At 70.8% G+C, this 13,443-nt stretch carries 9 protein-coding genes; 5 read left to right on the top strand and 4 right to left on the bottom strand.

Going from position 1 to position 13,443, the window contains the following annotated elements:
- Positions 1 to 161: 161 nt before the first annotated feature.
- On the top strand, positions 162 to 1,583 hold the full coding sequence (locus ACWD11_RS26725) for a VWA domain-containing protein (protein ID WP_451286006.1): 1,422 nt from the start codon (positions 162 to 164) through the stop codon (positions 1,581 to 1,583).
- A 73-nt stretch (positions 1,584 to 1,656) separates the two neighbouring features.
- Here the strand turns inward: ACWD11_RS26725 and ACWD11_RS26720 are convergent, their stop codons facing one another.
- The 3 genes from ACWD11_RS26720 to ACWD11_RS26710 all read right to left on the bottom strand — a co-directional run bounded on the left by ACWD11_RS26720 (position 1,657) and on the right by ACWD11_RS26710 (position 5,113).
- A complete protein-coding gene (locus ACWD11_RS26720) occupies positions 1,657 to 2,529 on the bottom strand; it encodes a hypothetical protein (protein WP_389416572.1) in 873 nt (290 codons plus the stop codon).
- A 193-nt stretch (positions 2,530 to 2,722) separates the two neighbouring features.
- Entirely contained in the window at positions 2,723 to 3,799 is a 1,077-nt protein-coding gene (locus ACWD11_RS26715) for a metallophosphoesterase (protein WP_451286004.1), read from the bottom strand.
- A gap of 201 nt (positions 3,800 to 4,000) precedes the next feature.
- Positions 4,001 to 5,113 carry a LacI family DNA-binding transcriptional regulator gene (locus ACWD11_RS26710; RefSeq protein WP_389416570.1) on the bottom strand — a complete coding sequence of 371 codons (1,113 nt, stop codon included), beginning with the start codon at positions 5,111 to 5,113 and terminating at the stop codon, positions 4,001 to 4,003.
- Between the two features lie 417 nt (positions 5,114 to 5,530).
- Between ACWD11_RS26710 and hisC the strand changes: the two genes are divergently transcribed.
- Positions 5,531 to 6,610: a histidinol-phosphate transaminase gene (gene hisC, locus ACWD11_RS26705; protein WP_451286002.1), complete on the top strand. Its 1,080-nt coding sequence runs from the start codon at positions 5,531 to 5,533 to the stop codon at positions 6,608 to 6,610.
- On the opposite strand, the gene ACWD11_RS26700 is transcribed toward hisC, so the two are convergent.
- The gene (locus ACWD11_RS26700) at positions 6,607 to 6,990 is read right to left on the bottom strand and encodes a cyclophilin-like fold protein (protein WP_389416568.1); all 384 of its coding nucleotides are present in this window, start codon (positions 6,988 to 6,990) and stop codon (positions 6,607 to 6,609) included. The two genes, hisC and ACWD11_RS26700, sit on opposite strands and share 4 nt — an antisense overlap.
- A 211-nt stretch (positions 6,991 to 7,201) precedes the next feature.
- Here ACWD11_RS26700 and ACWD11_RS26695 point away from each other — a divergent pair, with 211 nt between their 5' ends.
- Genes ACWD11_RS26695 through cydD form a run of 3 tightly spaced genes read left to right on the top strand, consistent with a single transcriptional unit; the run spans position 7,202 to position 13,386 of the window.
- Positions 7,202 to 8,707, top strand: coding sequence for a cytochrome ubiquinol oxidase subunit I (locus tag ACWD11_RS26695; protein WP_389416567.1), 1,506 nt, complete (start codon positions 7,202 to 7,204; stop codon positions 8,705 to 8,707).
- Positions 8,708 to 8,727: 20 nt separating this feature from the next.
- Complete coding sequence (cydB, locus tag ACWD11_RS26690; RefSeq protein ID WP_451286000.1) at positions 8,728 to 9,735, top strand: cytochrome d ubiquinol oxidase subunit II; 1,008 nt, start codon at positions 8,728 to 8,730, stop codon at positions 9,733 to 9,735.
- Between the two features lie 3 nt (positions 9,736 to 9,738).
- Entirely contained in the window at positions 9,739 to 13,386 is a 3,648-nt protein-coding gene (gene cydD, locus ACWD11_RS26685) for a thiol reductant ABC exporter subunit CydD (RefSeq protein ID WP_451285998.1), read from the top strand.
- The last annotated feature ends 57 nt before the right edge of the window (positions 13,387 to 13,443 follow it).

The following is a 13,443-nucleotide window of genomic DNA, read 5'->3' as shown; positions in this document are numbered from 1 at the left end:
CCCCGCCCGGGCCACCGCCCTTCACCGCCCCGACGCCGGACACCCCCCCCAACCCCCCCCCCGGCGGGCGCCGGGCGCTTTTTTTCACGTGAAACAGCCCGACCTCGGCCGAGGGACCGAGGCCCTTCCGGGGCCGCCGGATCAGTCGGCACACTGATCCCATGACAGCACTGAGCAAGGGCGCCAACCTTCCCGTAGACGCAACGGCCGTGCGCGTGGAGCTGACCTGGTCCGACGGGCCGGGCACCCCCGACGTGGACGCTTCGGCGCTGCTGCTCACCGCGGCGGGACGCGTGCGCGACGACGCCGACTTCATCTTCTACAACCAGCCCCACCACGCCTCGAAGGCCGTGAGCCACCTGGGCAAGCAGCAGCGGGCGGGCACCACCACCGACACCGTCGCGGTGGAGTTCGGTGCGCTGGAGCCCGCCATCGAGAAGATCGTGCTGTGCGCCTCGGCGGACGGCGGCACGTTCGGTCAGGTGCCGGGACTGACGATGCGACTGGTCGACGAGCGGAGCGGCGCCGAGATCGCGCACTTCGTGATGGAGGCCGGGACGGAGACGGCCTTCATCGGCGGTGAGTTGTACCTCCGCCAGGGGAAGTGGAAGTTCCGGGCCGTGGGGCAGGGGTACGCCTCCGGGCTGGCCGGGCTGGCGACGGACTTCGGCATCACGGTCGACGAGGAGGAGACCGCCGTACCGACGACCCCGCCGGCCGTATCCACACCGCCGGCCGTACCGGCACCGCCCATGACGACCGCCCCCGCCGCACCCCCTGCCGCCCCCGCCGCACCCGTAGCCCCTCCGGCCTCCCCCAACCTCACCAAGGGCGAAGAGCGCCTGCCCGTGGACATGCGCAAGCGGCTGGACCTGCGTAAGCAGCAGGTCGCGGTCAGTCTCAGCAAGCACGGCGCGACCGGCATCACCGCTCGCGTGATCCTGGTGCTGGACGCCTCCGGGTCCATGTCGTTCCTGTACTCCCGGGGAGTCGTCGCGGACGTCGTGGAGCGGATGGCGGCCGTGGCCGCGCAGCTGGACGACGACGGCGAGATGCAGGCGTGGACCTTCGCCTCGAACCCGGCACGGCTGCCCGACTTCCGGCTCGGGGAGCTGCCCGAGTGGACGCGGCTGCACGTCAGGTGCGGGGAGATGAGCCTCTTCGGCTCCAAGAAGCGGAAGAAGGGCCTGGAGGACAGCCAGGTCGACATGCGGACGGTCGGCATCCAGAACGAGGAACAGAAGGTGATCGCGGAAGTCCGCGCCTATGTCCGCCAGAACCCGGCCCAGGCCCCCACCCTGGTGCTGTTCTTCTCCGACGGAGGCGTCTACCGCAACGCCCAGATCGAGAAGGAGCTGCGGGAAGCGGTCGAGGAGCCGATCTTCTGGCAGTTCGTGGGCCTCGGCAAGTCCGACTACGGGGTCCTGGAGCGCTTCGACACCCTGCCCGGCCGGCGCGTCGACAACGTCGGCTTCTTCTCCGTGGACGACATCAGCACCGTCCCCGACCAGGATCTGTACGACCGGCTGCTGTCCGAGTTCCCGCAGTGGACGGTGGCTGCCCGCGGCGCGGGCATCCTCTGATTACGGCCCGCCCCGGCCCCCGGACATCCGGCTTGCGCTCCCCGCGACGGGGGCGCAAGCCGAGGGGCCGGAGTCACTCCGGCTGATGCTCCGGACCCCCGAAATCCGGGCTTGTGTAGTCCGGGCTGCTGAAGCTCGGGCGGGGGCCTGACGCAGTGCCCTCGCCGGGGCTGGAGAAGCCCGGACGGTCGTAGCCGAGGTTCGGCATGCGGCTGATCGGTGCCGTGGGCGCCGTGCGGTGCAGGGCGGCGGCGGTGCCGGGGTCGGCCAGCGCGTCCCGCAGGAACGGCAGGATGCCGCGCTCCAGCAGGGCTTCACGCCAGGCTTCCCTGGCCCGGGCCACCTCGCTGCCCAGCTCTCCGTGCGGGCCGGTGTCGAGTGCCGGCCTGTTGCGCAGAGCGGTGAGCAGCAGCCCGACGGCGGCGACGAGGATCGCGGCCGCCGTCACGGCGCCGAACACCCATCCGGTGGTGAGCATCGTCTGGGCGAACGCCGGCTCGGGTTCGAGCATCCGCAGGATGTACCCGACGAGCAGGAAGAGCGCCGCGGCTATTCCGGCGAGGACGGGGGTGAGGACGGCCGCGACGGCGACGATGCCCGCGCCGGCGGTCTCGGCGGCGGCCTCTCCCATGGTGGTGGCGAGCCCCATCGCGCTCGGACCCGACTCGGTGGAGCCGGATTCGCGAACGGACGGCGGGGTGGACGGCGCCGGCTGGCGCAGTTCCTCGCGCACCTTCACGTAATGCTGGTACTCGGTCGCCGCGGCCGCCGTGATGATCGCGGAGGCGTTGAGCGCCATGGTGCGCAGCTGTTCGGAGTTGAGCCGCTGTCCGACAGCGGCCAGTTCCGGGCGGGTGGTGGCGGAGCGCAGCGCCTCGTCGAGGATCCGCTCGTACTCCTGGCGGTCCTCACTGTGCAGGTGCTGCGGAACGCTGTTCATGTGCATCCCCCGATGCTCCGTAGGGCTTGGGGCTCGCATGGCGACGAGCCGTCGGGCAGAAACGGAGGGGAGCCTGCTACGGATAAGCCGATGGTAGAGCCGTGACGGCACACGGTGACAGGGGGTTTCCAGAAATTGGCCCCTGGCCTGCGTGGTTCCGGGTCCTTCCGGCCCGGGGTGACACCTGCCCCCGGAACCGTCAGATATCCAGGGGAAGTTGCTGGACCAGCAGCTTTCCGGCCATGGTCACTCCGCCGTCCATCGCGATGGCCAGACCGTCGGCGTAGAGGTGCGGCCCCTCGACCAGCGGGCCGCCGCCGTCCTCGCTGTCCTCGGAGCCGACTTCGCCCAGCAGATAGGGAATCGGGCTGTGGCCGTGAACGATGCGGGTGCCGCCGTACGTATCGAGCAGGGAGCGTACGGCGGCAGAGCCGCCCTCGTCGCGGAAGGAGAAGCGCTTGGTGAACTTGCGGAACAGGTCCCAGCACTCGTCCGCGTCGTTGCGGGTCAGCGTCTCGCGGACGGTGTCGTTGACCTCTTCGATGGAGTGGCCGTAGTCCAGGTAGGCGGTGGTGTCGGAGTGGACGAGCAGATGGCCGTCGACCTCCTCCATGGCGTCCAGCCGGGCCATCCACTGCAGATGGTGGTCCTGGAGGCGGTCCATGTCGGTCTTCTGGCCGCCGTTGAGCAGCCAGGCCGCCTGGAAGGTGGCGGTGCCCGCGCCGGAGTTGACGGGGGTGTCGGAGAACCGCTTGGCGCCGATCAGCAGCAGTTCGTGGTTGCCCATCAGGGCCTTGCAGTAGCCGCCGGCCGCGGCGGCCTCGGCGGACAGCCGCATGACGAGGTCGATGACGCCGATGCCGTCCGGGCCGCGGTCGGTGAAGTCACCGAGGAACCACAGCCGGGCGGTGCCCGCGCACCAGTTGCCCGCGGCGTCGATCAGCCCCTTCTCCTGGAGCGCGGCCACCAGTTCGTCGAGGTAACCGTGCACGTCGCCCACGACGAACAGCGGACCGGGGCCGCCCGACTGCTGCGGAACCATCGCGGCCACCGGTTCGACGGTCACCTGAAGCGTGTCACCGCGGTTGATGACGGGCAGGTCGCGCTGGGTCGGGGTGTACCCCTCGGGGTACGTCTCCGCCGCGGCGGGAGCGACATCGCCCGGATGCGTCTGCTGCACGTACGGACCGGTCTCGTGGATGTACGCGGGCACTCGGAAGTCGCGCAACGTCGCCGTCCGCTCCACCTCGGGTCCCTGACCGGCCCCCTGAGTCATCAGACCCCTCCACCATCGCGCCGCATCTGCACCGCATCGGACTGCCTGGTCGCAGCGGCCCGCGGTGTCGTGGGCCCATCATAGGAATGCCGATCGCGCCATGTGATGACCCAGGGGTGGTGAATCAGAGCAGGGCTCCGGTTCACCGCGGCTTTCGCCCCGATTGGGCAGGGCTTCTGCCGTCTGCCCTCCGCTCGGTTGCTACTGCTCCTCGGGCGACCGGGGCGGGCTGACGGTCGTGCGCGGCGGACGTCGCTGGGAAGAGGTACGGACGATCAGCTCGGTCGGTATCACCTGCTCGACCGGTTGGTCCGATTCGACCCCCTCGATCGCGTCGATGAGCAACTGCACCACGGCCGTGCCGATCCGGCGCGGCTTCAGCGAGAGCGTGGTGATGGGGGGCTCGGTGTTGGCGTACACCGTGGACTCGCTGCAGCAGACCAGAAGCAGGTCGTCCGGTACGCGCAGTCCGTAGCGGCGGGCGGCGGCGAGCAGATCGGTGCCGTTCGGGTCGAACAGGCCGTAGACGGCGTCGGGGCGGTCGGGGCGGGCCAGCAGCCGGTCGGCGGCCACGGCGCCCGCGCACGGGTCGTGGGCGGGGTAAGCCTCGTACACCGGGTCCTGGCCGACCCGTTCGCACCAGCGGAGGTAGGCGGTGGTGGACAGATGGGTGTACGTGTCCGTCGTCGTCCCGGTCAGCAGGCCGATGCGGCGGGCGCCGGCGTCGGCCAGATGGTCCAGGATGCCGAGGACGGCGGCCTCGTGGTCGTTGTCGACCCACGCGGTGACCGGCAGCGAGCCGACCGGGCGGCCGTCGGAGACGACCGGTAAACCCTGCCGGACCAGCTCACTGACCACCGGGTCCTGGTCGGAGGGGTCGATGACGACCGTGCCGTCCAGGGCCACGTTGGACCACACGTCGTGGCGTGAGGTGGCGGGGAGGATGACCAGGGCGTAGCCGCGGGCGAGCGCGGCGGAGGTGGCGGCCCGCGCCATCTCGGCGAAGTAGGCGAACTCGGTGAAGGTGAAAGGTTCATCCCCGTACGTCGTCACGGTCAGGCCGATGAGCCCCGACTTACCGGTACGGAGGGTTCGGGCCGCGGCCGACGGGCGGTAGCCCAGCCGGTCGGCGACCTCACGGACGTGGCGTCGGGTGGCGTCGGGGAGCCGGCCCTTGCCGTTGAGGGCGTCGGAGACGGTCGTGATGGAGACTCCGGCGGCGGCGGCGACGTCTCTGATGCCTGCCCGGCCCGGCCGGTTGCCCCGGCGGGCGGTGTCCGCGCGGCTCACCTGGTGCTTCCCTGCTGCTGTCATGGCGAGCCGATAGTAGGGCTCATGCGGTGGGGTAGTGCGGACGCATATGCAGCGGTTGACAGGCACGTTTCTGCATGGTCATTCGGCGTCAAGACCATTGGATTAAAAGGGAGTTGAGCGCTCCCATGGCAATACGTGACTTGTCGGCGTGCGCACACCTGCCAACTTCCCGATGTTTCGAAGAGGTCTCAACTCACCTTCACGAGGGATGCGCGCTACGGCGCGAGCCACCGGCGCATAGATATATGTGTGACGCGCCCCCCAATTCGTACGGCTTCGCGTGGGATGCCCCTGATGCCGGTGTGACGGAGGAGGTCTGTTCTCACCTGTACGCAGCCGAGCCGAATCCTCATAAGGTGAGAAGCATTGGAAGCCGGTGGTGACGATGGGCCGCCGGTGGTCGCGAGGAGGACTGCGGTGAGCGAGACGAGCCCCAAGCTGCGTGCGGAGCTGGAGGGTATCCCCACCTACAAGCCGGGCAGGCCCGCGGCGTCCGGTGGTCCGGTGGCCTACAAGCTGTCCTCCAACGAGAACCCCTATCCGCCGCTGCCCGGGGTGATGGAGAGCGTGACGGCCGCGGCGGCCGCCTTCAACCGCTACCCGGACATGGCGTGCACGGGCCTGATGAACGAGCTCTCCGAGCGCTTCGGCGTCCCGCTCTCCCACCTGTCCACCGGCACGGGCTCGGTCGGGGTCGCCCAGCAGCTGATCCAGGCCACATCAGGCCCCGGCGACGAGGTCATCTACGCCTGGCGGTCCTTCGAGGCGTACCCGATCATCACGCAGGTCAGCGGGGCGACCTCGGTACGGGTGCCGCTGACGCCCGGCGATGTGCACGACCTGGACGCGATGGCCGAGGCCATCACCGAGCGGACCCGGCTGATCTTCGTCTGCAACCCCAACAACCCCACCGGCACGGTCGTGAAGCGGCCCGAGCTGGAGCGGTTCCTGGACCGGGTGCCCGGTGATGTGCTGGTGGTGCTGGACGAGGCCTACCGGGAGTTCATCCGCGACCCCGAGGTGCCGGACGGCGTGGAGATCTACCGGGACCGGCCGAACGTCTGTGTCCTGCGCACGTTCTCCAAGGCGTACGGCCTCGCGGGGCTGCGGGTCGGCTTCGCCATCGCCCATGAGCCGGTGGCGGCGGCGCTGCGCAAGACCGCGGTGCCCTTCGGGGTGAGCCAGCTCGCGCAGGACGCCGCGGTGGCCTCGCTGCGGGCCGAGGACGAACTGCTCGGCCGGGTCGGCTCGCTGGTCTGTGAGCGGACCCGGGTGGTCGACGCGCTGCGCTCCCAGGGCTGGACGGTGCCCGAGACCCAGGCCAACTTCGTGTGGCTGCGGCTGGGGGAGCGCACGGTCGACTTCGCGGCGGCGTGCGAGCAGCACGGCGTGGTGATCCGGCCGTTCCCCGGCGAGGGTGTGCGGGTGACGATCGGGGAGACCGAGGCGAACGACATCTTCCTGAAGGCGGCGGAGGGGTTCCGTAAGGAGCTCTAGGCGTCCGCCGGTTCAGCCGGCTCCACGCGCACGGGGTCTCCGTTGCGCACCGTCGAGAGCAGGCGGGGGTCGCCGTCGAGGCGGCCGAGGACATTGCACGGACTCGCGAGGCGGCACTCGTCGCCTCGCGAGATCGGTGTGGGGCCGTAGGGGAGGGCGAGTGCGTCCCCGTCGGTCCAGAAGGCCACCGTGCCGGGCTCGACGACCTGCCGGGCGCCGGTTTCACGTGAAACCGAGACGCCGGTGTCGAAGTAGACCTCCTCGCCCCAGGTGTGGGCGGTGGAGACGAGCGGCAGGGCCTTGGCGAGCGCCTGGGTGGTAGGGGTGTCGTCGAGGGTCGCGGTGAGGTGTCCCGCGGGCCAGGAGATCCGTATCTGCATGGGGAGCAATTCAACAAGATGTTGAATTCGCTGCCAAGACCCTGACGCGGAGGCGCTAAGGGGACCCCCCTTCCCGTGGCGAAAATCAGTGCGTCATAATTGCTTGTGAATGTGAACGCGTTCACAAGCGTGTCCGGGTTGATCCCGTGATGAGCGGGACAAGAGGGGCAAACCTGCCGCTGGGCCTCGGCGACGTAAGGAGACTGACGACGTGGACCTCGCTTTGGCGCCGGAGACTCTGGCGCGATGGCAGTTCGGCATCACCACCGTCTACCACTTCCTGTTCGTCCCTCTGACGATCTCGCTGGCCGCCCTGACGGCCGGGCTGCAGACCGCCTGGGTGCGTACGGAGAAGGAGAAGTACCTCAGGGCCACCAAGTTCTGGGGGAAGCTCTTCCTGATCAACATCGCCATGGGCGTGGTCACCGGCATCGTGCAGGAGTTCCAGTTCGGCATGAACTGGTCCGACTACTCGCGCTTCGTCGGCGATGTCTTCGGCGCCCCGCTCGCCTTCGAGGCGCTGATCGCGTTCTTCTTCGAGTCCACCTTCATCGGCCTGTGGATCTTCGGCTGGGACAAGCTGCCGAAGAGGATCCACCTGGCCTGCATATGGATGGTCTCCCTCGGCACGCTGCTGTCGGCGTACTTCATCCTCGCGGCGAACTCGTGGATGCAGCATCCGGTCGGCTACCGGATCAACGAGGAGAAGGGCCGCGCCGAGCTGACCGACTTCTGGCTGGTCCTCACCCAGAACACCACGCTCAACCAGGTCTTCCACAGCTTCTCGGCTGCCTTCCTCACGGGCGGCGCCTTCATGGTGGGCATCGCCGCCTTCCACCTGCTGCGCAAGAAGCACATCCCGGTGATGCGGACCTCGCTCCGCCTCGGCCTCGTCACCCTGGCGGTCGGCGGCCTGTTCACCGCGATCAGCGGCGACACCCTCGGCAAGGTCATGTACGAGCAGCAGCCGATGAAGATGGCCGCCGCCGAGGCCCTGTGGGACGGCGAGGAGCCGGCACCCTTCTCCGTCTTCGCCTACGGAGACGTCGACGAGGGGCACAACAAGGTGGCCCTGGAGATCCCCGGGCTGCTGTCCTTCCTCGCTCACAGCGACTTCGAGTCGTACGTCCCCGGCATCAACGACACCAACAAGGCCCTCCAGGAGAAGTTCGGGCCCGGCGACTACAAGCCCATCGTGCCCGTCGCCTACTGGGGCTTCCGCTGGATGATCGGCTTCGGCATGGCGTCCTTCTCGCTCGGCCTGCTGGGCCTGTGGCTGACCCGGAAGAGGTTCATGCTGCCGGCCGCCTGGCGGACCGGGGAGGACGAGGTACCGCATCTGGTACTGCTGAAGAAGCCGCTCGGCTCCAAGCTCACCCGGCTGTACTGGCTGCTGGCCCTGTGGACCATGGGCTTCCCGCTGATCGCCAACTCCTGGGGCTGGATCTTCACCGAGATGGGCCGCCAGCCGTGGGTCGTCTACGGCGTGATGCAGACCCGGGACGCGGTCTCCCCCGGTGTCTCGCAGGCCGAGGTCATCACCTCGATGATCGTCTTTACGACGCTCTACGCCGTCCTCGCCGTGATCGAGGTCAGGCTGCTCGCCAAGTACGTCAAGGCCGGGCCGCCCGAGCTCACCGAGGCCGACCTCAACCCGCCCACGAAGATCGGCGGCGACATCCGTGACGCCGACAAGCCGATGGCCTTCTCCTACTAGGCCGAGGGAGCTGCACAGTCATGGAACTGCACGACGTCTGGTTCGTCCTGATCGCCGTCCTGTGGACCGGCTACTTCTTCCTGGAGGGATTCGACTTCGGGGTCGGCATCCTCACCAAGCTGCTGGCCCGCGGCCGGCCCGAGAAGCGGGTCCTGATCAACACCATCGGCCCCGTCTGGGACGGCAACGAGGTGTGGCTGCTCACCGCCGGCGGCGCGACCTTCGCCGCCTTCCCCGAGTGGTACGCCACCCTGTTCTCCGGGTTCTACCTGCCCCTCCTGCTCATCCTGGTCTGCCTGATCATCCGGGGCGTCGCCTTCGAGTACCGCGTCAAGCGGCCCGAGGAGAACTGGCAGCGCAACTGGGAGACCGCGATCTTCTGGACCTCGCTGCTCCCGGCGTTCCTGTGGGGCGTGGCCTTCGGCAACATCGTGCGGGGCGTGAAGATCGACCGGGACTTCGAGTACGTCGGCACCCTCGGGGACCTGTTCAACGCGTACTCCCTCCTCGGCGGTGCGGTGACGCTGACGCTGTTCACCTTCCACGGCACGGTGTTCGTGGCGCTCAAGACGGTCGGGGACATCCGGGAGCGGGCGCGGAAGCTGGCCCTTCAAGTCGGTCTCGCGACAGCCGTACTCGCGCTGATCTTCCTGCTGTGGACGCAGGTCGAGAGCGGCGACGGCAAGAGCCTGGTCGCTATGGCCGTGGCGGTGGCCGCGCTGCTGGTGGCGCTGGCGGCCAATCAGGCCGGGCGTGAGGGCTGGGCGTTCGCGCTGTCCGGGGTCACCATCGTGGCCGCCGTGGCGATGCTCTTCCTGTCGCTCTTCCCGAACGTCATGCCGTCCTCGCTGAACGAGGAGTGGAGCCTGACGGTCACCAACGCCTCGTCCAGCCCGTACACCTTGAAGATCATGACCTGGTGCGCGGCGATCGCCACGCCGATCGTGCTGCTCTACCAGAGCTGGACCTACTGGGTGTTCCGCAAGCGGATCGGTACGCAGCACATCGCCGCCGACGTCACTCACTGAGGTGTGTTTCACGTGAAACCAATCGATCCGCGTCTGCTGCGCTACGCCCGGGCCACCCGGCTGTTCCTGGTGGCCGTGGTCGGCCTGGGCGTGGTCGGGGCGCTGCTGGTCATCGCGCAGGCGATGCTCATCGCCGAAGTGGTGGTCGGGGCCTTCCAGCACGGCCTGCCGGTGAGCGGACTCACCACTCCCCTGCTGCTGCTCGGGGCCGTCGCCCTCGGCCGCGCGCTCGTGGCCTGGCTCACCGAACTCGCCGCGCACCGGGCCAGCGCCGCGGTGAAGTCGGAGCTGCGGGGGCGGCTGCTGGAGCGTGCCGCCGCGCTGGGCCCGGGGTGGCTCGGCGGGCAGCGGACCGGATCGCTGGTCGCCCTCGCGACCCGGGGCGTCGACGCGCTCGACGACTACTTCTCGCGCTATCTGCCGCAGCTGGGGCTCGCGGTGGTGGTGCCGGTGGCGGTGCTCGCGCGGATCGTCACCGAGGACTGGGTCTCGGCGGCCATCATCATCGGCACCCTTCCGCTGATCCCGGTCTTCATGATGCTGATCGGCTGGGCCACCCAGTCCCGGATGGACCGCCAGTGGCGGCTGCTGTCCCGGCTGTCGGGGCACTTCCTGGACGTCGTCGCGGGGCTGCCGACGCTGAAGGTGTTCGGCCGGGCCAAGGCGCAGGCCGAGTCGATCCGGCGGATCACCGGCGAGTACCGGCAGGCGACCATGCGGACGCTGCGGATCGCCTTCCTGTCCTCCTTCGCGCTGGAACTGCTGGCGACGATCTCCGTGGCGCTGGTCGCCGTGACGATCGGCATGCGGCTCGTCCACGGGGAGATGGACCTGTACGTCGGCCTGGTCATCCTCGTGCTCGCGCCCGAGGCGTATCTGCCGCTGCGCCAGGTGGGCGCGCAGTACCACGCGGCGGCCGAGGGGCTCGCGGCGGCCGAGGAGATCTTCGCCGTACTGGAGACGCCGGTGCCGGCCTCGGGGAGCGCCGAGGTGCCCTCGGGCGCCGTCGCCTTCGAGGGCGTGACCGTCCGCTACCCCGGCCGGTCCGGGGACGCCGTGTCGGACGTGTCCTTCGTCGTCGAGCCCGGGGAGACCGTGGCCCTCGTCGGGCCGAGCGGTGCGGGCAAGTCGACGCTGCTGAACGTGCTGCTGGGGTTCGTGCGGCCCGCCGAGGGGCGGGTCCGGATCGGCGGCGCCGACCTCGCCGGACTGGACCTGGAGCGGTGGCGGTCGAGGATCACGTGGGTGCCGCAGCGGCCGCACCTGTTCGCGGGGACCATCGCCGAGAACGTCCGCCTGGCCCGCCCCGACGCCGACGACACCGCCGTGGCGCGGGCGCTGGAGGAGGCGGGGGCGCGGGAGTTCGTGGCCGCGCTGCCCCAGGGCGCCGACACCGTGCTCGGGGAGGACGGCGCCGGGCTGTCCGCCGGGCAGCGGCAACGGCTGGCGCTGGCCCGGGCGTTCCTCGCGGACCGGCCGGTGCTGCTGCTCGACGAGCCGACGGCCGCGCTGGACGGCGAGACCGAGGCGGAGATCGTGACCGCGGTACGCCGGCTGGCCGTGGGGCGGACGGTCCTGCTGGTCGTGCACCGTCCCGCGCTGCTGGGGACGGCGGACCGGGTGATCCGTCTGCCGGAGCCGACGGCACCTGCGTCGGCGTCGGTGTCGGCGTCCGGCTCCCTGGCCCCCGGCCGGGCGGTCGCGGCTGTCCCCGAGGCAACCGGTCAGGGGACCGTAGCTGTCTCCGAGGCTCCCGTGGCATCCGCGTCGGCGGCGGTGGCCGACTCCCCGGCTCCGGGCGGGGCGGTCGCGGACGTCTCCCCGGCGTCCGGCTCCCACGCTCGCGGAGAAGTGGCGGCCGAGGCTTCCGTGGGCGGCGGCGAGGAAGCCGTGGCGGTAGGCGGTGGTGTGCTCGCTCGTGTCCGGGCGATGTCCGGGGCCCGTCGGGGGCGGCTCGGTCTTGCCTTGTTGTTCGCGAGTCTGGCCCTCGGCAGTGCCGTCGGGTTGATGGCCACCTCCGGCTGGCTGATCTCCCGGGCCTCCCAACAGCCGCCCGTGCTCTACCTGATGGTGGCCGTGACGGCGACCCGCGCCTTCGGTATCGGGCGGGCCGTCTTCCGGTACGCCGAGCGGCTGGTGTCGCACGACGCCGTCCTGCGCATGCTCGCCGACACCCGGGTCGCCGTGTACCGGCGCCTGGAGCGGCTCGCGCCCGCGGGGCTGCGCACGGCCCGGCGCGGCGACCTGCTGTCGCGGCTGGTCGCCGACGTGGACGCGCTCCAGGACTACTGGCTGCGCTGGCTGCTGCCCGCCGGTGCCGCGACCGCCGTCTCGGCGCTGTCCGTCGGCTTCACGGCCTGGCTGCTCCCGGAGGCCGGCGCGGTACTCGCCGTCGGCCTGCTGGCGGCCGGCGCCGGCGTCCCCCTGCTGACCGGCGCCGTCGCCCGGCGCGCCGAGCACCGGCTGGCCCCCGCCCGAGGCGTACTGGCGACCCGGGTGACCGATCTGCTCACCGGAACCGCCGAGCTGACCGTCGCCGGCGCCCTGCCCGCCCGTACCGCCGAGGCACGCCGGGCCGACCGGACGCTCACCCGGATCGCCTCGCGCGCCGCCACCGCCACCGCCCTCGGCGACGGACTCACCGCGCTGCTCTCCGGCCTGACGGTCGCCGCCACCGCCCTCGTAGGCGCCCAGGGTGTCGCCGACGGACGGCTGAGCGGGATCGCGATGGCCGCAGTGGTGCTCACCCCGCTGGCCGCCTTCGAGGCCGTCCTCGGACTCCCGCTCGCCGTGCAGTACCGGCAGCGGGTGCGCAGGAGCGCCGAGCGGGTCTTCGAGGTGCTGGACGCCCCCGAGCCCGTACGGGAGCCTGAGCGGCCCCGGCAGGCGCCCGCCTCGCCGTTCCCGGTCGTGCTCACGGACCTGACCGCCCGGCACGCGGGGCAGGACCGGGACGCGCTCGCCGGTCTCGACCTGACCCTGGAGAAGGGCCGCCGGATCGCCGTGGTGGGGGCGTCCGGCTCCGGCAAGACGACGCTGGCCCAGGTGCTGCTGCGCTTCCTGGACGCACGGGCGGGCGGGTACACGCTGGGCGGCGTCGACGCCCACGCCCTCGACGGCGACGACGTACGGCGGCTCGTGGGGCTGTGCGCGCAGGACGCGCACCTCTTCGACAGCTCGGTGCGCGAGAACCTGCTCCTCGCCCGAAAGGACGCCGACGAGGAGGCGCTGCGCGACGCCCTGCGGCGGGCCCGGCTGCTGGAGTGGGCCGACCAACTGCCCGACGGGCTGGACACCTTGGTCGGCGAGCACGGGGCCCGGCTCTCCGGCGGGCAGCGGCAGCGGCTGGCGCTGGCGCGCGCCCTGCTCGCCGACTTCCCCGTGCTCGTGCTCGACGAGCCCGCCGAACATCTCGACCTGCCCACCGCCGACGCGCTCACCGCCGATCTGCTGGCGGCCACCGAGGGCCGTACGACCCTGCTCATCACCCACCGGCTGGCCGGGCTCGAAGCCGTGGACGAGGTCGTCGTGCTCGATCGGGGACGGGTGGTCCAGCGCGGCCCCTACGCGCGGCTCGCCGCGATCGAGGGGCCGTTGCGGGCGATGGTGGAACGGGAGGAGGAGGCGGACCTGTTGGTGTCGGTGGGGTAGCGGCGCTGCTCTCAGCCCCTTGCCTGGCCGTCCCATTGGTCCGTCCGGGCCAACCGT

This window comes from Streptomyces sp. NPDC002776 (assembly GCF_053592195.1).
Note: the sequence above shows the minus strand (reverse complement) of the source record. Positions and strands in the feature narration are given on the sequence as shown.

Bases quoted from the DNA above. Each gene is read 5' to 3' on its own strand.
- ACWD11_RS26710 (WP_389416570.1), bottom strand. From the start codon at position 5,113: ATGACAGCAGCAGGGAAGCACCAGGTGAGCCGCGCGGACACCGCCCGC.
- ACWD11_RS26715 (WP_451286004.1), bottom strand. From the start codon at position 3,799: ATGACTCAGGGGGCCGGTCAGGGACCCGAGGTGGAGCGGACGGCGACG.
- ACWD11_RS26700 (WP_389416568.1), bottom strand. From the start codon at position 6,990: ATGCAGATACGGATCTCCTGGCCCGCGGGACACCTCACCGCGACCCTC.
- cydB (WP_451286000.1), top strand. From the start codon at position 8,728: ATGGAACTGCACGACGTCTGGTTCGTCCTGATCGCCGTCCTGTGGACC.
- ACWD11_RS26720 (WP_389416572.1), bottom strand. From the start codon at position 2,529: ATGCACATGAACAGCGTTCCGCAGCACCTGCACAGTGAGGACCGCCAG.
- ACWD11_RS26725 (WP_451286006.1), top strand. From the start codon at position 162: ATGACAGCACTGAGCAAGGGCGCCAACCTTCCCGTAGACGCAACGGCC.